The organism is Aquimarina megaterium XH134, assembly GCF_000520975.1.
Taxonomy (GTDB): domain Bacteria; phylum Bacteroidota; class Bacteroidia; order Flavobacteriales; family Flavobacteriaceae; genus Aquimarina; species Aquimarina megaterium.
Genome location: NZ_JACB01000052.1, coordinates 53,286 through 74,612, shown reverse-complemented (window position 1 = coordinate 74,612; position 21,327 = coordinate 53,286). Strand labels below are relative to the sequence as shown.

Below are 21,327 nucleotides of genomic sequence, written 5' to 3'. Positions count from 1 at the left end.
TGGGGTTGCTGAGCTTGTCGAAGCAAAAGTTCTTTTTAAGACTACTCTGCCTTGCTTGTCTTTATATTCCCTGGTCGTACGATTGTTACCATCTGCCAGAGTCCAGTTTTCATCTTTGGTAATAGTTACATATAATTGATCAGGATCGTAATGCGTATCTTTTACCAAACTAGGGTCTTCTGTATTGCCAGGATTGGCAAAATTTACTTTAAAATGTACCACTTCATTAGCTATATTGGTATTCCAATCAAATTTAATAGTATGATCTGTATCACTATCTTTAATAGCTTTCCATGCTGTACCTGGTGCTCCCTGTTCTAGTACGCGATTAAGCGGTGACTTATCAAATACACTTTCTGAGTAGGCATTGATCTGGTTAAGATCGGTTATCCCGGGAAAATCACTAGCATAGGTATCCTTATAATACTGGTTAATATCAGTATTTACATCGATCTCTTTATAACTCCCAATCGTATTACTTGCTTCAAAAGGAAGGTATTGTTTATCCTGTCTGCCATAGGCATCATAGGTGATATGGGTTACGATGTCTTTACCATCTCGCGAGGCTTTGATCGCTCGTTGTTGTATAGGTCTACCCAAGCCATCAAAATAGGTAACACTTTCTATCGCTCTGTCTATATCATTGATATTAGAGCAGTTTACATTCTCTAACTCGGCAATGATCATTGGAGTTTGAGGAACTACCGTATGTATATAGTTCTTATCGGATAATACTACCTGGGCTTGAAGCTTCAATCCCATAAGCAGTACTATAATACTGTATATAATTTGTTTTTTCATCTTACTATATTGTTTATAGGATTAATGTTGTTCTCCTGTATTACCATCACCGTTACCGCCACCACCAGAGGATTTACTAACAATCACTGGCATAGTTTTTAGTACCGACTGGTTTGTTCTGGTATCTGTCACAGTAGCCTGAATTTCATACTCCCCGTTGTCTGTAGTACCATAAGAGAATGAAGTTCCTGTTCTATTAGAGGTATAGGTAGACGAAGGATTTGATAATCGCCATACTTTCCAGGTAACGGTACTATAATGCCCCGAACCTGCACTTTTTGTTAAATTAAAAGTTACACTAGGATTAGCATTGGTAAGCGTAGCATTACCCGGGGTTACATTAATCACCATAGGATTATAGGAATTGATAATAACACTACCTTCTTTAAAATGCTCAGAAACGGTATCGTCTATAACAAGAAATTTAATCGTATATTCACCAGCAGTTGGGAAATTATTAGAGTAACTAGTACCTGTAGCACTCTGTATTACATTATTTACATACCATTCGTACCTTCGATGTCCTGATCCCCCTCCAATACCATTGGCGCTAAAGTTAATAGTAGTTCCTTTTACAATATCGGTTGTGGTTGCACTTATTGTAGGGGTGTTTAAAGGATTATACACATGTAATGGCCGCACCGCACTGTTTACAGACTTACCACTTATATTATCGATCACTTTAGAGTATACATTGTATGTTCCTGCGGTACCTGGATTGTATGTAAACGTAGTTGCTGTACTGGCCTGCTTTACATCATTTACATACCATTCGTAGCGTAGATCACCAGTACCACCTCCTATACCCGTAGCACTAAAATTTACATGGGTACCTGTGATCACATGCGTATAATTTGCATTTACCGTAGGGATCGTAATAGGAGGGTAGGCCACCACTACAGTCATCGTGGTATTCACCCTGTGTTTGGTTTGACTATTATAGGCTATTACTGATACAGTGTATGTTCCTTCACTACTAAAAGACCTGGTAAAACTTGTGGTACCATCACATTGTTCTTGTGTACCATCTACAGACCAGGTATACAGGTTCGCGCCACCGCTTCCTGAAGTATTGGCCGTAAAGGTAACTGTTTGATTGGGTTGAACAGATCCAGAAGCCGAGAGCTGGATAGTCACCCCACCAAGAATATCAGATTGCTGTCCCTGGTAGTTATAACGTATTTGTTGATCGATATGCTGATCATGATCCAGAGCATATTGTAAGCGATTCATTTCATCATATTTGTAGAAAGTAGTATACCCTTTAAGATCTGTCATACTCGTCGGCCCAACCAGTGGATCATAGGTATATCCTGTTACCTGCGCATCTGCAAAATAGGCATGCTCTCTAAGATCTTTAAACAGATTACGCATCGTTACCTCTTCTGCTGCTGTATCTTCTGTATTCGATACGGTTTGTAACTGGGTGATTAAGGAACTTGCAGTTGAAGGAATCCCGGTATAAGTAGCATTATCGATCTTTACAATAGGCTGAGTGTTATTATATCCCCAGACATACATAGTATGACGCCCATCGACTTGAGAAACTTCTAAAGGATTTCCCTGGGGATCATAAGCCTGATACTCCAGGCGATCTTGTAGCACATTAACAATGCTTTTTTGTCCTTTTAATGTTTTGATCATCCTGGGGAGTAATATGCCATTACCCCAATCTTTATATTCGGTGTTTTGAAAGGCGACAAACGCACTACTTTCTTTCGTTTGGGTTTCTATAGGCGTGGTGATCCTGTTTTGAGCCACCAAAGCATCATTAACCGTACTACTCTTATCATAGGGATAGGTATACTCGGTAAGTATATTTTTATCATCACTATCTGTATAGGTTTGCGTTTTTAACTGCCCATATTGGTTGTCATACGTATAGGTAATATCCCTGGTAATGGTTTTTCCTGCATGAACTTCTATTTGTTTAGACGATGTAACGGGAAATATCTCTGAGTAGTTGATATATTCTTTTACTCCAAAATAATTAGGAACATCTGTGTAATTATATTCTGTTACAGATTCTGGATCATAAAAAAAGACGATTTGACCAGCTTTTAAATTATATGAGTTTAAATGCTCTAAAGCTCCAAAATTCTTATGTATAACACTATGATAATTGGTAGTACTAGCAATAGAGGCGTATAGATTGTTTTCCTTTTTCAATGCCTTTTGTTTCAGTACTTTTCCTCTTCGCCAGTTGTTTTTTTCGGTTGGAGCAAAAGGAAAAATTTCTTCTATATCGGGACCTCCAGAAAATAGACGTTGCGTTCTTTGATCTTCTGCATTATCACCTACTTTAATTTCTTCGACAGATTTGTATAAGACCGGACTCCCAATATAGCTACTTAACGGGATACTGCTCGAAGATCTGTTTTTTATTACAGCACACTCGTTTTTGGCTACATACCCGTGTATTTCTCCGGTTCTATATATTGGTTTAGAGAGATTGATTCCTGTAGATTTTCCTGCCTCATCGTCATAAGAATATGTTTTAGTAATACAATTTCCTTCTTTATCACAAGATTTTACCTGTGCTACCCGAATACCTCCAAAAGGAATGTTAGCATATGTTGGCGTAGGGGTACTACCACTAGCTTTATAATACTTTATATCTACACTGGCTTTAGCATAAGAAGGATTGTTAGGCTCTATAGGCCTATTGATATATACTTCTAGCTCATATTCTCCCGGATCCAACTTAAATATCGTTTTATCCTTGTCTATAGGATCTTTTGGATCAAGTTCGATTACAAGCTGATCATATAGGTAATTACATATGCTACCAGGGGTAACACAACTCACGGTTGATGCTACATTTTTCTTTTTAAGTTTAACCAGGGCTTCTGCCCCTCCGCCGGTAGCTCGTAAATTATATGAGATAGAAATATAAGTTCCCTGCCCGGGGATTTCTCCCGGAGTGAAAGTAATCGATTTGGTTTCGGTTACAAATTGACTGTCGGGATAATCGGTTGATTTTAAAAGTAGCCCATCTGGAGTATTCAATCTGTCTTCTATACCAATTTCTCCGGTATCTAATGCCCCGTATACTTGATTTTGAGCATAGGTAATTTCAGAATATCCTTTGGTAGGGTAATATATTCTTTTTAATGCCCCTAATCTAGTACTATTAAAATCAGGAGATCGATTTGAGTTTGAAGAAACCAGGCATCCAGAAGTATTGGTGTTTCCATTATAATATCCCCAATAATCCTGTTTATAGTAAGGAATCTCTATATGTGAACCATCAAAATACTCGAATGTGTAATAATTTCTTTGTGTATTAGGTGTGTGTTTACCCTTATGAATTGCGGTAAGTAATTTTCGTTTTATAGTCTTATCATCATAAGCAAACGCATATTGCATAATATCCTGCCCTACGGTGTTTTTGATCTTAATACCATCAAGGGTCACCGGGTTTTGTCCTTCGGGAGCAGAGTTTAGTATCGTATAGTCAAAGGTTACGGTTTCTGATGGAGTAGTAATCGTACTAATACTTAATCCCTGGGTATTCGAAAGTGTTTCACTTTTAAAGAGCCCTATCAGATTAGGTTTGGCCTGGCAATAGTCTGAATCATATGTAGGAGCCGCGGTTACCCAGGTGTCTGAATGTACTTTTTGACGTGTGTGTTGATTTACATAGGTAAATGTAATTTCTTTGGTATTAGGCAGTACAATTTTATTGATCACCCAGGCCGATGTATATACCTGGATATGATCTCCGTTCTCTGTGGTGGTTTCTTCTTTATCATTAAAATAATATTTGATCCCAGAATCATCGATAAGTTCGAAACCGCCATTATTAGGTAAACGGGTAAGTTTGTAATTCTTATATGGTGCAAAAACAGCTTCATCATTATGATTTAGATAAAAGGTAGCCGATAAAGATCCTACACTAATGATGTATTTATCAGATTCGGTATCCCATTTTCCGGATACGGCTCCGCGAACAAGTGCATTTTTATCTGCATTAGACATCCCATCTTTATTGGTATGAAATTGATATACTTTTTGACCAATAGCATTGGGGCCAACATACCCAAGTGGTGATTCATCAGGAAGACCACGAATCTGTCGAGTGATCATACCTTTTCCTATAAAATCCCAGCCTAATCCAACAGCTCCGGGGATAGCTTCTACTTGCAGACCGGCATAGTTATAGGATAATGAAATTGGTAAACTAAAACCTGCTTCGTTAATAGTATGCAATGGGATGCCGTGATTGATTCTTCCTGTAGAAAGGTTTACAGGAATTTCTCCATATTTGCCCAGACTAGCAGCCTCGGGAGAGGTTGGAAAAATCTGTGGTGGCTGTGCGGGTGATGGCTCTGCCTGACCAAGAACTATAAGTCCCAGAAGCAAGAATGCCACCGTAGTAATAAGATGTTTCATAAAAAAGTAATTAGTGACTGATTTTGTTTTTTTAATTGTATTCCCAATGCAATATTAAATCATGCCAGTTTCGTTTTTCGGGACTGAGAAAAAAAATGAAAGTTTTTTTCGAAAAAATAAAAACCTGATGTTAAGGAGAGGTAAACACCAGCATATAGGGTAGAACCCATACTAAAAAAATAGAGCAGAAATCAATCTGCTCTATGTTAAGAATTACTGTAATTAATTTGGATTTGGCAGGCTAATTGCCAACGATCACGCGTGCTGCCAGATACCCATTATAAAAAGAAGTATTGGTACGTTTAAAACGTTTCATGACTTTATCAATCTTATTACTAAGTAAAGCCGAGGTTTGATTAAAAAGATCAGACAAGGTAGCTGTGGCTTGTTTTTGAGTAATACGATATTGTCTGGGTTGGCCATTAAGAACCATAAAACTGTCAAAACTATTTTTTAGGTCAGTGATTTGATCCTGGGTCACCCCATAATCTGCAAGAGGAGCTATGTTTTGATCTAATAATGAGATGGTTTCTGTAACGACAGTCACAAAATCCTGATTGCGCAGACTATATAGATCGGTAAAACTTTTTGCTGCTTTTTGTTCTAATACTGTATTACCTTCTACAGCTGCATAAGCCTCTAGTGCGTCATTAAGAATGTCTCCTTTTTCTGATACAAACCGTTTTTGAATAGTTTTATTACTACCTAGATATACTCTAGAGGCTTCCTGAGTATCTTTGTTTTCATTAATTTGTATCAATAACTCATCTAGCTCGTTTTTAAAAGTTACTAATACGGGTACACTGCTCCATATATTGGTATTGGTATCCATAAATGTTTGTACTGCCTGGTACATTTCTAATCGATTGATCTGTCTTTGATCCATAAAAATTGGGTTTTAAGTGTATACTAATTTGTGTGCTATAATGTATTTAAGCATATGCTCTTAGTATATTTACCTAGTTGCTATTTTGTTACCCCTTCCCCTTATTTTTTTAGACAGCATAGCAAGTTATTTTCTATATGTAAAAGGCTATTTATTAAATCGAAGTATACATTTTCTTAATGCAGATGCTTATTTGTAGAATGTAAGGGTACATTTTTTTGATGTAGATGGTCATTTTTTGAATGTAAGGAAATGTTTTTTGAATGTAGAAGAGTATTTGTTGAGTAGTAGTGTATATTTTCTTACTGTAGCTGGATGTTTTTTTAATGATTTACTGTTTTTTTTAAACCCGATGACGCGGATTACAAATCCGCGCCATCGGGTTTTTGTATTGTCAGTATGACGTCGTGTTTTTCCTTAACGTAACAGTATTGATCATTCGGGTTAAAAAAAATAGCGAGGACAACCATGACATCATCCTCGCTATTACCCAAATCCTGAACTTAACCTAATACCATTTAGTGTAAACATAAGTGCTAAATGGTATACTTTATTATCGGATTAAAAAACTGCCTTTATATTTTTGTTTGTTATCGCCTCTTAAGATGTAATAGTATACACCAGGGATAAGGTTTTTGGTTTCAAAAGTTATACTGTTATTATGTAAAGCCATACGTTCTTGTCGTACTGTTCTTCCTATCATATCGATAACAACCATTTCTATGGTCTGGTGTGTGTCTGGTACTCTAATCGTAGTTTTGTTTCTAAAAGGATTAGGATAATTAGAAAGTGTAGTCACTGCGATTTGTTCATCGGTTTCTACTTGTGCGATTTGGTCATCATTATCTTCTTCCTCATCTTCTGCTACCACAGCTGGTGTCTCGGGATCTAATTCTGGATCTATTGTTGTCGTACTGGTGAATGCCAGATCCGATACTTCTAAATGAAATGGAGTAAAGTTTTGGTAATCTCCCTGTACAGAAAATACAATGCTTCTTACTTTTTTGAAGGTTTCATTTTCTTTATTCCCGTTTGTAAAATCAGCAAAAGAAATGGTATGTGTTGTTTTTTTATCGGTGGCAGCAATTCTATATCTAAGTCTGTTACTCCAGTTTGTAAGGCCTTCGGTTACTAATATCACCTCGATATCTCTATCGTTATACATTTCGAACTGTACAGCATCGTAGTCAGATACAGCTAGTGTAAGTTCACCTGCCAATATATTTCTAAAAAGATTTAGCGTTTCTTTTACTTCGCCATATACCAATGCATTACGTTCTATAGTATACTCATTTTTCTGTGCTGCTGTATCATGTGTTGTGACTTCAAAATTCTCGATTACTACTCCTTGTTCCTGGTAATCGATACCCCAGGGACCATCTGCCAGGTATAATGCATCTAATTGAGCAGAGTTTTCTCCTTTGATAGAGAACCCGATATCAAATAAATGTCCTGTCTCTATAGTGATTTGCTCATTGTATGCTCCTGATAGTGCTACGGTTTCAATCATATTGTGTTCTTTTGACTGTTCAGTCGTTCTAATGTTACCATTAAATGTCATATGATGAGCACCTAATTTATTGATGATATTAAGGGTTAGTTTTCCATCTGCATATGATCCTTTTTCTACAAATACTGTAGGTACCCTATGACTCACTTTATGACTACGCATAGGTTTATCGGTCGTAAATGTATCTAAGATGTGATTGGCAATATTGGCTACTTGTGGTACCGATCCACCCCATACCTGGAAATTTAAATAATCTCCATCTGGGTAGTTACCGATATTCCATAAACTATAGATTTCATTTTCAGATTCACCTTTCTTAACCGAGAAGGTTAATGCATATTCAATTTGACCTGTAGCTCTTTCTATTCTGGTACTTACAAGCGTATGATTTTTGATAGTAACGGTTCGTACATCTAATAACTTAGAGCCGTTTAATCGATCACATATGGTTTTCGAATGATCATATATAGAACCTTTGGTCGATGTTGCCAGTGCCGCAGCTACTCTTTCATTTCCTTTATAGTAATCTACAGAGAATACAGCTTCTGCATTGGTGATCCCCAATAGGTCTTCTGGGCTGGATACATAAGTAGACTCGGTCCCAAATATTCCTGTATTAGGGAAATAGATACTTAAATCTTCATTGTTTGCAGATTTGTATGATTTCGTACCAGGCTGAAATCTCTTTTGACTCTTTTTGGTATTGAAAACGCTGTTTGTTTTTGTTCTGCTAAAGTTACGTTTAGCGATTAAGCTGGCTAAGTCACCATTACTTTCTAATCCTCCATTATTGGCAGAAGTAACATCGGTAGCAGTATCGATATCTACGCAATTATCTGTTGAGATTGCTGTATAAGGGCTTGCAGTGATATAGAATAAGGCGTCGTTAAAATCCTGATCACAAGAAGCATAATCTCTTCTAATATCTTCAAAACCTAATATAATTCTTTCGTTATCGGGATCAGATAATAAAACATTGTGATATCGTAGGGTAGGATCTGTTTCTGGATTATAATCCGGATTAGAGTGTAGTTGCCAGTGTCCTGTTCCTACACAACCGTCTGACCATGCATTGGCTAGCAATACCCATCCTATTCCTGTATTTGGAGGAAAAGTTCCTATTTTTACTTTATCACCTACTTCTAATTCGCCACCGCTTCCTACAGCAGATACATTAGGGAAAATGATCGTAATATCTTCTGGTGCTGGTATTGAAGGTGATGGGTTATTAATATCATACGTATAGAACCCCAGTGTGTTTTTATATCCTGCTCCTTCTCCTATAAAAGTAACCCATATATCAGCTTGTTCCTGTACTTCAATATCTGTATCATAACCCGAAGAAATATAGTGAGGGTTAAAATCTGGTACCGGGTACCCTTCTGGTAGCGCATTATTTATCAAATCGATAGTTTCCTGGGTAACTACATCCTGCCCGTCTAAATACAGTGGCTTTCCGTTAGAAGAAAAATCACCTAAATAGTTATATCGGTCACAAATCTCTGGGATAGGAAAACTTGCAGGGGTTTGCCCTCCGTTTTCTGGAGCAAAACTACTTTTTCTTAAATCAAAGCTATCGTCTAAACCATCATTATCATTATCAACTCCGGATAGTGTAGTTTCTGCAACTCCGTCACCATCACTATCATATGCTTCGGTACTATCAGATATACCATTATTATCAGAATCAGTATCCAGGTGATCATAAGCATCGGTACCATCGGTATTTACGGTTCCGTTTACAGTTCCTGCATAATCAGGATCAAAGGCATCATCCATACCATCGTTATCTTCATCAATATTAGATAATCCCTGGTAGCTAGCACTATTTTGTCCTTCTATGATATCTACAATCCCATCATTATCAGAATCGATATCGTAGCAATCGTATATCCCATCATTATCTGTATCTAGTAGCGTAACTGTATTTCCTTGATCAGGATCAAAAGCATCTGCTAATCCATCGAGATCGGTATCCAGAAAGTTGTTGTCTGATCCATTGTAGACCCCGTCGTTATTCGTGTCTTTATCGCCTTGCCCTGCTTCTACAATATCATAGATACCATCGTTATCAGAATCGATATCCAGAAAATCGGGATTACCGTCGCTATCTCTATCAAAAGCATCTTGTACTACATTGTCTCCGTTACCACTGATATCATTATCAAGGTAGTTGTATAAATCATCTCCATCATCGTCTCCGTAAGGGTTCATACCGTTACATTCTGCAATATTTGTTATACCATCACCATCACTATCGGTATCCATAGAATCTAAGGTACCGTCTTGATCTTTATCCAGTGGAGAAATACCGTTGGCACATTTAAAACCGTCATTAGAGTTTGTGGTCTCGGTAAGATTAAGCAATGTAGCTGTTGGGGTAGCACTTTCGTAATCATTGATTAGGTATAAACCTCCGTTGTTAACAGATAAATACAATCTGTTATTAGCATCGGCATATGCTGCACCAAAAGTACCTGTTGGTAAATTGGTTACTGCTTTTTCAGAAAATACGGGTGTTCCCGAAGACAGGTCCCATTTGTATAGTTTTCCTCTGCTTCCTCCATAAAAAGAACCATTTATATAGGCAATATCTGCACAAGTACTAGGCGAAGCCTGATCAGCCTCTACAACCTCGAAAACGGGAGAAGAAGAACCGTCATAGTCTTTTAGGTTTGTTATTTTATGAAATGTTTTTTTATTGTTGTTTTGATACACCCAAAGGTTTCCGTCTGCATCTACATCTGCTGCATACCCACCTCCAAAAACTGTTGTCCCGGCAGGGGTTACAGCACCAAGATCAATCACCATATCTTTAGCAATTCTAAGGAGATGATTGTCACCTTTCTTAATGGCATACAGGTAATTATCTTCAGGATTATATCCTCCCGCATTGTAGGTAGTAGAATAGGTGTGTAGTGCTTCAGAATATGAACCGGTAATGGGATCATATGCTTTTAAAGATCCAGAGATTACCTGGTAGAAATTACCTTCATCACAATCAAAGGGTTGTTGAGCGTTTACGGATAAAGCTATCAAGAAGGCTATAAGGGTAGTTATTTTTTTCATGTTGATATAGATTTAGGTTTCTGATGTCTAAAATTAATCTATATCAACCCCTTATGTTGGCGTTATTCGATCAGTGGTAATTTGCTGTAGATGAATGGGTTTTACGAAGAGATGAGTTTTTAAACCGGATAATCAATGTCTGAGGATAGGATTTAAAACTTCTTGTCAGTCTGAGACATCCAATAAAATTTTATCCAGTGAATGAACTGACGTTCCAAAGCAGAGCTTTGATTATCTTTTTTCACCAGTATAAGATTTGTTTTGCGTTAAAAAATATTGAAGCCTTGGAAAGATTTTAGCACAATAAATCTGGTTTTCAGTGAAACTGAAAAATACCTTGAAAAAAGCGCCTTTTCTTTTGGTTCTGTTTGCTGCAGGGCGAGCAAAGAAATCGTAGATTCATGAACTCAATATTATCAAATAAAAACCTTGTGAACTAAAATGAACAGAAAGCCAAATTGAAGGAAATTAGATGAAATTTAAGAACTGTAAATATTTGAAAAACAAATTGTTATAAAATACGTCAATGGTAGCCTGTCGAAGACATTTGAAAATACAAATTTGAAAGCACTTCGACAGGCTCAGTGTGACAAATCAATGAAATGATGCTAATTTAGTTTAAAGCATATTAAGACGCTTCATTAACTCTGGTCGGTTAGAACGGCTTACGGGGATAACATCTTTTGCAATAAGTACACTATTGTCTTCTATATCAATAATTTTTTTGATATTAATGATATAAGATCGATGTACTTTTAAGAAAAGGTCGGTGGGTAGTTTTTCTTCAACTTTTTTTAAGGTAGAATGCACCGTATAATTTTGCTTTTCGGTTTTTATCAGTACATAATCTCCTTTGGCTTCTATTAAATTAATAGTTGGGATATTAATCTTTATTAATCTCCTATCGATATTAATATAAAGTTCATTTTCTTCAGAAGAAGATGTGTTTGATGGTAGTTCTGTAGAAGTCTCTGCAGAGGCTTCTGTTGTTGTAACTGTTGTTGCACTTTCTGCCTTTTGTATTGCTTTAAGAAATCTAGGTAAGGTTATCGGTTTTACCAGGTAATCTACAATACACTCATACTCAAAAGCTTCTAAAGCAAAATTCTTATCAGAAGTTGTTAAAATAATCTTTGGCGGATTTTTTAGGGTATCGATAAAATCAAAACCTGTAAAATCGGGCATATGAATATCCAGAAATATAAGATCTACCTCTTCTTTGTTTAAGAATTTAATAGCCTGAATTGCATTAGGGAAATCCTCAATCACATTGAGTTCATCAACCTGCGAACAAAGTTGTTGAATAATCATTCTTGCGGTTTCTTCATCATCTATAATTATGCAATTCATAGTAAGTTGGTTTTTAAGGATTTTTTAAAGCGTTTTTAGAAAATGCTCTATGGATTCTAAAATTAATATAAATTTTGAATATAGAGAAGTGTTACTGCTTTTTAGCTCTTCTTCAAAATCTATTGCAGTTTGATACCCTTCTTCAAAACCAAACATTCCGATTTTATGTTTTAGTTTATGCACATTTTCTGCTGCTTTAGTATATGCTTTTGAGGTATAATTTTTAAGAAATTCATCTTTTTCATCAGGAAATTCTCGTTTTACAATACCAATTAATTTTTGTTCAAAAGCTTCAGAACCTGCAGCCAGTTCTTTTATATATATGAGATTAGGAGTTTCGTTCATCGGTTATTTTTTTAATGTAAAATAAAAAGTAGTTCCTTGCCCTTCTTCAGATTCGATCCAGATTTTACCATTATAAAATTCTACTATTTTTTTTACGATCGATAATCCAATACCTGTTGATTTTTTTTGATCATCAAGCGTTTGAAATATCTGAAATATCTTGTTGTGATATTTTTTAGAAATCCCTCTTCCATTGTCTTTAATACCGAATTTCCAGAAATTGGGGATTTCTTCATACATTACGATAATCTCTCCTTTATCCTTGTCTATTGCTTGTATCGCATTATTAATTAAATTCTGAAATATTTGCTTAATTCGTGATACATCTGCATATATAACAGGAAGTTTATCGCGTGTACTAATTGTAATATGATCAGGAGGATGTATGAGATGTGTAATATCTTCGATTAAGATATTTACATCAATATCAGATTTTAAATTCCTCGATTTATCACTAATTATAGAGTACTCTAAAATCCCACTGATTAGATTATCCATTTTTTCAATATTTTGATCTATCAAATCCAGGTTCTTTAGTATTGGCGCTTCAAGTTCTCCGTTAGCATCTTCTTTTATCCAGTTAATAAGCGTATTGATACTTCGTAACGGAGATTTTAAATCGTGAGATACTACATGTGCATAATCGTTAAGTTCTTTGTTACTTTTTTCTAAATCCTTGAGGAGCAATTCTCTTTGTTTCTCGATTTCAGAAATTTGAACAGCTTGCTCTTCGATCATTACCGCAAGTTCGATTCCCGAGAGTTCGTTTCCATTTTTGCCTCCTTTCATATTTTTGAACGTTATGGATTGTAGAATCCTGGTGGCATCGGTTAAACTGGCAATCACCTTTTTTTGCTGTTCTGCTTCCTGCTGAAGCTTTTGATTGGCATCAAACAATTCTTTAGAACTTATAGACATTGCCCTTTGTAACATGCCTAGTTGATCTTCAAAATTATGATAGGATCTATCAATAGCATTTAAAAATTTTTCTGAATACTGAGATTCTTTATGCTCGGTATTCAAATGTTTTTTGATTTGTCTGGTCAATAACGAGTGCATATTATTCACTAAATAAAGTTAGGGTCATGGTTTGATTGTGTAGTTCGCAGTTTGAATTTTTTCCTTCAAAAGGAGAGAGTTCACCATACGAATAAAATCCAGCTACAGTAGCCTGGGTACCAATAGCATCTATAACTTCTTCTACTTCTTCTTCAACACGTTGATCCATGACTAATTTTCTACCGATACAGCTTACCAATACTGCTAATTCGGGTTTGTGTTTTCTGTCTTTCATTCCTATTTCTGCTGCTTGCAATGCTCCATCTATAATATTATCAATATGTCCCATCATTAATTGAACTACAGCCCCCTCTGGTACATCTCCTGCCAGTGTCATGGTATTGGTTTTCTCATCGATAGATAGAATTGTTCTTACAATAGGTTCTTCTTTATCTTTGGATTTAACACTAAGTGGGTATAATAGTGCAGATTGAGGAAGTTCTGCAGCTTTATCACCCAAATATTTTTTGTATAAATCCAGAGCAGGTTGATGATCTAATTCATACAGTACATTCTGATCAGATTTTGTAATAATTCGCTCTGGCCCAAAAGGAGTCCACCCTCCATACTGGGCATAACTAATCTCTAGAGATTCACCATAAAAAGCGATTAATATCACTTCTCCTTCTTTAGGATTCTCATTATATCCCGATATTGTTTTTTCAAATCTAGAATCATCCCCACAGAGTCCTCCTGTAATAGCAATATTGTCGATCCTTGTTTCTAACCCTTCGATTAAGGCCGAACCGTTTATAAAACTGCCTTCAGAAATAATAAAAATATGTTTTAAGCCTTCTTTTGGTACTTTTTGAATCAGTTTGTTTCCTAGTTGTATTGCATCTTTATTATTATCGATACTATTTTCTCGAAATATGGCATAGGTGCTTTTTTCAAACTCTATTGCAGTTAATGCTATCGAATCATCAAGAACTTTACTCCCAATAATTTCACCGGCAGTAGAACCGATAACAATTTCTCCATCTGGGAATAGTTTTTTAACGTCGTTATAAACTTCGGGATTCTCTAATTCATATCGATTTCCGAAAACCAGTACTAAAGGGTTTTTTAGTTTTTTTTCTGTCGTGACAACAGCAGTCCAATCTTGATTTTTTTTCTTTTCAAATTGTTGAAATCTCATAGGTCCTATTTTTTTAATGTGAAATAAAATGTTGTACCCTTACCTAATTCACTTTCTAGCCATATATCGCCTTCATATAGATCTATTATTTTTTTTACAATTGCAAGTCCGATTCCAGAAGAGTTTTCGTTGTCTCCTACAGATTGAAACATCTTAAATATCTTCTCGTGATGTTCTTGTTTTATACCAATACCATTGTCCTTAATACTAAAGAGATGATGTATTTTTTTATCTTCGTAATCAATTTCTATTTTTCCGATTTCTTTATCGGTATAAATAACGGCATTACCAATTAGGTTTTGAAAAAGCTGTTGAATTCTGGTCATATCACCATTGATTACAGGAAGTTTCTTTTTAATAGAAATTTTTATATGATCAGGAATCAGAATGATCTTTTTTAGATCACCTATAAGTATATTAAGATCTATTTCTTTGGTTTGCAGGTTGTCTTTATTACTTACACTAGAATAACTAAGGATATTATTGATGAGAGTTTCCATTTTTTCTAGTGTATTTTCGATCATGGTAAAATGATGTACCCCAGTTTTATCCAGTGTGTCGATATGATCTTCCTTAATCCAGTTTACAAGAGCATTAATACTTCGTAATGGTGATTTTAGATCATGAGAAACGATATGTGCATAATCCTTAAGCTCCTGGTTTGTTTTTTCCAGGTTTTTTACGAGTTGATCTCTTTGTTTTTCTACTTTTAATTGTTCTGTTATATCTTCTATAAATGCAACCTGGTATTTAATGTTTCCATCATGATCTCGTACTGCTGCGATATTGGTTTTGGCCCAAAATGAAGAACCATTGTGTTTTACATATCTTTTGTTTACAGAAAAGCTATCGATTATTCCTGTATTCATCTTTTCTAAATTTTCTGCTACAGCCTCATATTCGTCTTTTATAGAGATATCTTTAACTTCTTTTTTAAGGAGTTCTTCTGCGGTATAGCCTAATAGATTTTGAAATGCCTTATTGGTTTGAACTATTTTACCAAATTGAGCAAGTACAATTCCTAAAGATGAGTTTTCGACAATAACAGATAATTGTTTTTTCTGTTCTTCGAATATTTGTTTCTGTTTAAGTTCTTCGGTAATATCTGTTACAATACCCTGCGCCCCGATAGGAGTCTTGTTTTTATCAAAAATAAGACTCGCATTGATATGTACGGTACGTATTCCATTTTCTTTTGTATATACTCTGGCCTGATAATCAGAAAAAGAACCTTTGGTAACCAATTCCTGAAAAGAAGCCATAGCATATTTGTAATCGTCTTTATAAATAAGTTTTACAACATTTAGTTTTTCTTCGGTAATATCGTATCCAAATAAATTTCTAGCGGCATAGTTCATCTCTAGCACATTACCAAAAATATCCATTCTAACGTAGGCATCCAGTAAATTATCAAATACACCCTGTAATTCAGATTCTTTTTTACCTACCTGATCTTCTAGTTTTTCATTGGTTTTTTTTAATTCTTGAGTAATGAGATAAAGTTCTCGGGATTTATCCTCAAGAATTTTTTCTGCTTGTTTTCGAGCTAATTTTTCTCTTTGTATGGCTCTTTTTAGTATTTCGATATCATCACTACTCATTTGTTTTCACGATACTAAATTTTACTTCCGTTCCATCTGATGTGAGTTTTTCTAGAGTGATTTTGGCTGTAGCATCAAAATGCTCAAAAGTTTTACGCATTAGTCCAAGCCCAAAACTATACATGGCTCTACTGGATTTATAAATCATAACCAGTTTAGAAGCTGTTTTTTCTTGTATTTCAAAAGTGGGAAGTTCTGCATCAGGATATATTTTTCGAACTTCGACATGAATATGATTTTCGATAGAAGATAGCATTTCTATTGGATCGTCGTACTTGTTAATTAAATCGGGGTAGCTACTAGCTAAAACAGAAAAAAAATGTTCGGCATATGTAAGAAGAAGATCGTCGATACTTAGTTTTGTATGCTCGCTAAGATGCTTTAACAATCCCAGCATTTCAGAAAAGTCATAGGTGCCTATGGCCGTATATGCTCCTTGTGAGGGTAGATTAGATTGTTGAATAATTTTATCAACTACTTCTAATCCGAATTTATCTTCGACTAATTCTAAAAATTCTGTAAATACTATTCCTTTCATTCTTTTAAAAACTTTTTGGTTAGATGTTTTTATACCTCAAAAATGCTATTGTGTTGTAGTTTCGAGTGATTTTGCGTGATCTTGAAAGAAAACCATATAGGGGTAGCTATCAGTATTTGAGTTGTAATTACTTTAACTCGAACTGATGTTTTCTTCTCGGGGTATAAAAAACGGATAAGAACTCCTATAGTGACAATATATTTACATTGAATTCATTAAAATGTATTTATTTCATATCCATATTATTTTTTTTGAAGTTTATAAAGATAACCGTTATGCTTTTAAAAGTTCATTAACACTCCAGTATTCGATTAAACATTTTATTTTATGTGTGTATTCTTCATATTTTAATGGTTTTACAATATAACCCGCAGCTCCAATTTCATAGGCCTCTTTAAGATCTTGATGATTATTAGATGTACTTAAAATGATCACCGGTATGTATTGTAATGATGTATCTGATTTTAACTCTTTTAAAAACTCTAAACCATTCATTTTAGGCATGTTTAGATCAAGGAAAATAATATCTGGTTGTTGATCCTTTTGCGCTAAAACATCTAAAGCTTCTTCACCATTTTTGGCCTCTATAATTTTGTGAGGATAATCATTTTTATCCAAAACTCTGGCAAATTTTAGCCGTTCTATTTCATCATCATCTATTAATAAAAAAGTCAAACTCATCGTTTCAGTGTTTTAAGTTAGGTTAAAAAATGTTCTTTAACAACACTAAAGGTCTCCTTTTTAGGGATAATTTTATTGTTACTTTCGTTGAAATGTATTTTTAGTGTAGACGAATGGTAATTTTTTATAGATAAATGGGGGATTGAAAAACATAACAAAATTGAAGTATAGCATGTATATTTTGCAGATAAATGCAGTACTCAAGATAAGTTCATTGGTCACTTCTAAAAATATAGTTGTATCATTACAAAACAATTAAAAAGTTAATCCTTTATTTTAGTATAAATAATGCAAGATAACCCTCAAGAAACATCAGACCCAAAATTAAAAGTTGAAAATGAGATAGATACAATTATTGTTGGTTCTGGAGTAGGAGGGTTAGCTTCTGCAATTTGTCTGGCTCGTAGTGGTCAACGTGTATTAGTTCTCGAACAACATGATGTGCCTGGAGGATGGTGTCATAGTTTTTATCTAAATGGATATAGGTTTACACCTGGAGTACATTATGTAGGGTTGTTAGATAAAGGACAATCGACAAGCGAACTTTATGAAGGACTTGGGATTGCAAATGATCTCGCTTTTTTTAGAATGAATACAAAGGCATACGAACATTGCTGGATTGGTGATGAACGTTTTGATTTTCCTGCTAATTTTGATGAATTATGCGACTCGTTATCACAACGCTTTCCCGAAGAAAAGAAGGATATTAAAAAATACCTCACTATGGTTCGCACAGTGAGTCGACAAATACAATTGATTCCTAAAATAAAAGGCTTTTGGGATCATGTCACTATTCCTTTTCGAACCAAATACATGGGTAAATATGCATTATTTAGTTTAAAAAGAGTGATTGGTTGGTATCTCAAAAATCCATTACTCAAAACAATACTCAATATACAATATGGTGATCATGGATTACCACCAGGTAAAGCAAGTTTTCCTTTGCATTGCGCAGTAATGGATCATTATTTTGATGGTGGTTTTTATCCCATGGGTGGAGGAGGAGCCATAGTAAAGGCAATGACCAATGCTATTAAAAAACATGGTAGTGAAGTGCGTACCGGGCAAAGTGTAAAACGTATTTTATTAGAAGGAGAAAAGAAAAAACGAGCTATTGGAGTCGAACTCGAAAACGGTGAGCGAATTCTTGCCAAAAGAGTGATCTCTAATGCAGATCCGGGGAAAACCTATTTAGATATGGTAGGTCGGGATAATATAAGCAGTAAATTAATAAAGAAACTTAATAAAACGAAATATTCGTGTACTTCCCTAATGCTGTTTTTGACAGTAGATATGGATCTTCGAAAAGCAGGATTGGATTCTGGTAATATTTGGATGATGCCCAAAAATGCAGATATGGATGAACAGTTTGCAGAAATGCAAAGAATTGATATCGAAGAAGGTGAAGAATTTGCGGGCCTTTTTATAAGCTGCACAACGCTTAAAGACCCTATAAGTTATGATGGTCGATATCATACAATTGAAGTAATTACCTATATTAATTATGAAGCTTTTAAACGATTCGGAAATGAGAATAAAGAACGCTCTCCAGAATACCTGAAATTCAAAGAAAAATTGACTCAAAAGTTTATGAATAGCCTGGAAAAAGTAGTTCCCGGGATTAGTGATCGTGTTGTACAAAAAGAACTAGGAACTCCGATTACCAATGAGTATTATATAAATTCTACTAATGGCTGTGTATATGGTACCGAAAAAAGTTTACGCCATATTGGGCCTTTGGCGTATAAACCAAAAAGTGAAATCGAAAATTTATACCTCTGTGGTGCCAGTATTGCATCTCATGGAGTAGCAGGAGCAAGTTATTCTGGAGTTCAAACGGCGGCGATAATCCTTAAATGTAGACAAGATGATCTTATACAACCAGATGTGGATCTAAATCAGGATGTTCGTATTTATGATGCCGAAGACTCTTCTGATTATCCAGACTGGATGTTACGCAAAATAGAAGTTAAAAAAGCACGTTTGGCTACCGATGATAATAAATTTTCTTCTGTGAAGGAAAAGTAATCCTTACCAGAAATATTAACATTATCCTAATTAAATTATAGAGTCTAATAGGGATAATGCTAATGTTTACTTTCTTTATTTTTACTTCTTATTATAAGGGATATAATTCTCCCAATACCATGGCGTATATGTATCTGCAATCGAAACTTCTAATAGTTCTTTAAAGATACTTTCTCCATTATCACTATTGGTCATTATCATAATACCTTTTTGTGCTTCTGGAAATATAATTGAATAATGCTGAAACCCATTACCATGACACTCTTTAAAAGCTCCAAAACCATATGGAGTTTTCAATACACCCCAACCCAATCCATAACTTAATGCAATAGCATCATTTTGTGTAGAATCTTTTAGAGCAAGTGGTCCAAATTGCTTGATAGAATGAATCCTAAGTTGTGGTTTAAACAGTTCATTCCAAGAATTTTGTGTGATAATTTTATTTTGTAATACGGCTTTAAGAAATTTCGAATAATCTTCTGAAGTAGTTTCTAATGTACTACCTCCTCTCGGTTCATTGTCTTTATCTTTTTTAAAACGCTCACTTGTGACGGTATGACCGTATGCAAAATTATCTTCAAATGATGTTGACCATTGGTAACTGGAGTGACTCATGTTTAATGGTTTGAAAATTATTTCTTGTGCTAATTCTTCTAGATTCTTCCCCATTATTTTTTCTAAGACAACCTGCAGGTAAATAAATCCTTCTCCAGAATAACTATACCTGCTTCCTGGTTCCCGGTGTACACGCAGTTGATAATCTGACTCCATCCATCGGGAATTAGCAAAACCTGTAGTGTGTGTTAAACACATACGAGCCGTTATTTTATGATATAGACTGTCATTTTTTAAGGCAGAAAAATCATCATGCCAACGTGTAAGTGGTTTGTACTCGTATATTTTTTTAGGTAAATAAGACTCTAAAGCTGTGTCGAGATCAATAACGCCGTCTTCTACCAATTTCATTACCAGTACTCCAAAAACTGCTTTACTAAAAGAACCTCCGTAGATATTAGTAGAATCATTTAGAGTTAATTTTTTATCATAATCTTTATACCCAAAAGTCTTCTGATATGTAACCTCATTGTCATTAAAAATAGTAACAGCAATCCCAGGTATGTTTGCACTTTTAATAAGTCGATTAATTTGAGTTGTTAATGAATCTTTAGTTATTTCGGTTCCGTCCAAGCGTATAATATTTTGTGCTTTTGCATGAGTACAACTTGTGAAAAACATTGTGCTTATCAATAGTAATACGATCATTTTTTTTGACGCATCGTTCTTATTACCGCTTAGAAACGGAAACGATAATGGGTAATAACACTTTTGAGAATTAACCACTCTTACGATATTAAATAACATACAAATTATACCAAATGGGATTACAGATATAAACAAGAAAAACCCCCACTTTTCAATAGTTACAAGAGCTACTAATGAAAGTATGTACACTATGCTCATCGTTATTTGAAAATTAATAATTTTAATACCATGACAGTTGTATAATTCGTTATCTTCTCGTTTATGAATCCAAATAAATAAGGGAAAAAGTATATTTGCCAGAGGTATTATAAAACCTAAAAAAGGAGTGCTATGTAATAAGATTAACCATTTTTTCTGTATCGTTTCTTCTTTTGGATTTTCTAATATCAATAAATCATTCACCTCAATATCTAATGCCGTAGCTAACAATTTTACAGTTTGAAGATGCGGAGTTACATCTCCTTTTTCTATACGCTGGATAGTACGAATTGTAACTTGTGTTTTTTCTGATAATTCTTCTTGAGTATACCCTTTTAATTTTCGTTGATACACTAAGTTTTTTGCAATTGATTGGGTTTCCATAATTATATTTTTGTTTGATACAAAGCTATGGAGGGCTCCTTGTTTTTGTAACGACATTTAGATGTCACCTATCTGTCATTT

Annotated in this window: 13 protein-coding genes; 1 reads left to right on the top strand and 12 read right to left on the bottom strand. The window is 34.9% G+C overall.

All coding sequences use genetic code 11. The annotated features are described in order from the left end of the window. The 11 genes from Z053_RS29225 to Z053_RS0123530 form a co-directional block, all read right to left on the bottom strand. On the bottom strand, window positions 1-801 hold an 801-nt coding region (locus Z053_RS29225; protein WP_035096639.1), incomplete at its 3' end, for a DUF6443 domain-containing protein. Window positions 802-822: 21 nt separating this feature from the next. After that, window positions 823-5,196 carry a PKD domain-containing protein gene (locus tag Z053_RS0123575; RefSeq protein ID WP_025667428.1) on the bottom strand — a complete coding sequence of 1,458 codons (4,374 nt, stop codon included), beginning with the start codon at window positions 5,194-5,196 and terminating at the stop codon, window positions 823-825. A gap of 241 nt (window positions 5,197-5,437) precedes the next feature. Continuing rightward, on the bottom strand, window positions 5,438-6,082 hold the full coding sequence (locus Z053_RS0123570; protein WP_025667427.1) for a hypothetical protein: 645 nt from the start codon (window positions 6,080-6,082) through the stop codon (window positions 5,438-5,440). Between the two features lie 553 nt (window positions 6,083-6,635). Further along, window positions 6,636-10,661, bottom strand: coding sequence for a DUF6923 family protein (locus tag Z053_RS0123565; RefSeq protein WP_025667426.1), 4,026 nt, complete (start codon window positions 10,659-10,661; stop codon window positions 6,636-6,638). A 618-nt stretch (window positions 10,662-11,279) separates the two neighbouring features. Further along, window positions 11,280-12,011 (bottom strand): LytR/AlgR family response regulator transcription factor, encoded by a 732-nt coding sequence (locus Z053_RS0123560; RefSeq protein WP_025667425.1) that lies wholly within the window; start codon window positions 12,009-12,011, stop codon window positions 11,280-11,282. 24 nt (window positions 12,012-12,035) lie between these two features. After that, on the bottom strand, window positions 12,036-12,356 hold the full coding sequence (locus tag Z053_RS0123555; protein ID WP_025667424.1) for an Hpt domain-containing protein: 321 nt from the start codon (window positions 12,354-12,356) through the stop codon (window positions 12,036-12,038). Between the two features lie 3 nt (window positions 12,357-12,359). Continuing rightward, complete coding sequence (locus Z053_RS0123550) at window positions 12,360-13,379, bottom strand: sensor histidine kinase (protein WP_241459854.1); 1,020 nt, start codon at window positions 13,377-13,379, stop codon at window positions 12,360-12,362. 37 nt (window positions 13,380-13,416) lie between these two features. Then, complete coding sequence (locus tag Z053_RS0123545) at window positions 13,417-14,553, bottom strand: FIST signal transduction protein (protein ID WP_025667422.1); 1,137 nt, start codon at window positions 14,551-14,553, stop codon at window positions 13,417-13,419. 5 nt (window positions 14,554-14,558) lie between these two features. Beyond that, a complete protein-coding gene (locus Z053_RS0123540; RefSeq protein ID WP_025667421.1) occupies window positions 14,559-16,154 on the bottom strand; it encodes a sensor histidine kinase in 1,596 nt (531 codons plus the stop codon). Further along, window positions 16,147-16,692: a heme NO-binding domain-containing protein gene (locus Z053_RS0123535; protein ID WP_025667420.1), complete on the bottom strand. Its 546-nt coding sequence runs from the start codon at window positions 16,690-16,692 to the stop codon at window positions 16,147-16,149. The genes Z053_RS0123540 and Z053_RS0123535 overlap by 8 nt, the downstream gene beginning before the upstream one ends. Window positions 16,693-16,965: 273 nt before the next feature. Then, on the bottom strand, window positions 16,966-17,373 hold the full coding sequence (locus Z053_RS0123530; protein WP_025667419.1) for a response regulator: 408 nt from the start codon (window positions 17,371-17,373) through the stop codon (window positions 16,966-16,968). 288 nt (window positions 17,374-17,661) lie between these two features. Between Z053_RS0123530 and Z053_RS0123525 the strand changes: the two genes are divergently transcribed. Next, window positions 17,662-19,401 carry a phytoene desaturase family protein gene (locus tag Z053_RS0123525; protein WP_025667418.1) on the top strand — a complete coding sequence of 580 codons (1,740 nt, stop codon included), beginning with the start codon at window positions 17,662-17,664 and terminating at the stop codon, window positions 19,399-19,401. An 81-nt stretch (window positions 19,402-19,482) separates the two neighbouring features. Here the strand turns inward: Z053_RS0123525 and Z053_RS30870 are convergent, their stop codons facing one another. Further along, window positions 19,483-21,246, bottom strand: a complete 1,764-nt coding sequence (locus tag Z053_RS30870; RefSeq protein ID WP_035096645.1) for a serine hydrolase — start codon at window positions 21,244-21,246, stop codon at window positions 19,483-19,485. Window positions 21,247-21,327 lie beyond the last annotated feature (81 nt).

What these genes read in the sequence shown, in the direction of transcription:
- Z053_RS0123530 (WP_025667419.1), bottom strand. Translation starts at nt 17,373, where the DNA reads ATGAGTTTGACTTTTTTATTAATAGATGATGATGAAATAGAACGGCTA.
- Z053_RS0123555 (WP_025667424.1), bottom strand. Translation starts at nt 12,356, where the DNA reads ATGAACGAAACTCCTAATCTCATATATATAAAAGAACTGGCTGCAGGT.
- Z053_RS0123545 (WP_025667422.1), bottom strand. Translation starts at nt 14,553, where the DNA reads ATGAGATTTCAACAATTTGAAAAGAAAAAAAATCAAGATTGGACTGCT.
- Z053_RS30870 (WP_035096645.1), bottom strand. Translation starts at nt 21,246, where the DNA reads ATGGAAACCCAATCAATTGCAAAAAACTTAGTGTATCAACGAAAATTA.
- Z053_RS0123560 (WP_025667425.1), bottom strand. Translation starts at nt 12,011, where the DNA reads ATGAATTGCATAATTATAGATGATGAAGAAACCGCAAGAATGATTATT.
- Z053_RS0123525 (WP_025667418.1), top strand. Translation starts at nt 17,662, where the DNA reads ATGCAAGATAACCCTCAAGAAACATCAGACCCAAAATTAAAAGTTGAA.
- Z053_RS0123540 (WP_025667421.1), bottom strand. Translation starts at nt 16,154, where the DNA reads ATGAGTAGTGATGATATCGAAATACTAAAAAGAGCCATACAAAGAGAA.
- Z053_RS0123565 (WP_025667426.1), bottom strand. Translation starts at nt 10,661, where the DNA reads ATGAAAAAAATAACTACCCTTATAGCCTTCTTGATAGCTTTATCCGTA.
- Z053_RS0123570 (WP_025667427.1), bottom strand. Translation starts at nt 6,082, where the DNA reads ATGGATCAAAGACAGATCAATCGATTAGAAATGTACCAGGCAGTACAA.
- Z053_RS0123535 (WP_025667420.1), bottom strand. Translation starts at nt 16,692, where the DNA reads ATGAAAGGAATAGTATTTACAGAATTTTTAGAATTAGTCGAAGATAAA.
- Z053_RS0123575 (WP_025667428.1), bottom strand. Translation starts at nt 5,196, where the DNA reads ATGAAACATCTTATTACTACGGTGGCATTCTTGCTTCTGGGACTTATA.